General features: G+C 42.7%; 1 protein-coding gene. It reads left to right on the plus strand.

Annotated features, from left to right (window positions below; all coding sequences use genetic code 11):
* Nucleotides 1-135: 135 nt before the first annotated feature.
* Nucleotides 136-716, plus strand: a 581-nt coding sequence (locus AC1XUE_RS25775) for a hypothetical protein (RefSeq protein WP_483358873.1), incomplete at its 3' end; no start/stop codon positions are given.

A 716-nucleotide genomic window follows, 5' to 3' on the forward strand; every position in this document is an offset into this window, starting at 1 on the left:
TATTACACAATTGAAAGAACCAACATTCCTTGTAATGGTCGGCAACCCTGCTCCAAAGAAGAATTTGAAACTGCCTACAACAATGCAATCAATTCTTTCAAACCTTTTATTGATGCACCTTAACAGAGTCGAACCATGAAAATTCTTGTGGCGTGTGAATTCTCCGGAACTGTTCGCAATTCATTTGCCGAATTGGGCCACGACGCATGGAGTTGCGACCTGAGAAAAACCAGTATTCCAGGAAATCACTACCAAGGAAATGTTTTCGACATTATTGGTGATGGATGGGATTTGATGATCGCACACCCGCCGTGTACCTATTTAACAGTAACTGGAAACCGACATTTTCCGAACAATCCAGAGCGTTGGAGGCAACGACTGGATGCAATCAATTTTGTATGGAAGTTGATGCAGGCTCCGATTCCTAGAATAGCAATTGAAAATCCGATGGGGGCTATATCAACATACATCAGACCTCCTGAGCAATATGTTGAGCCATATATGTTCGGACATCCAGAAAGTAAAAAGACGGGACTTTGGCTGAAGAACTTGCCTTTGCTCGAACCGACACTAATGGTGGAACCTGTGTACAAGATTTCAAAATCCGGCAAACGTTTCAACCCATTACATTGGAATACATCAAGTACGAACAATCCTGCAAACGAACGGATCAGAAGCAAAACCTATCAAGGCGTAGCGAATGCAATGGCTATTCA

Source organism: Dyadobacter sp. HNCC25DJ187 (genome assembly GCF_056895255.1).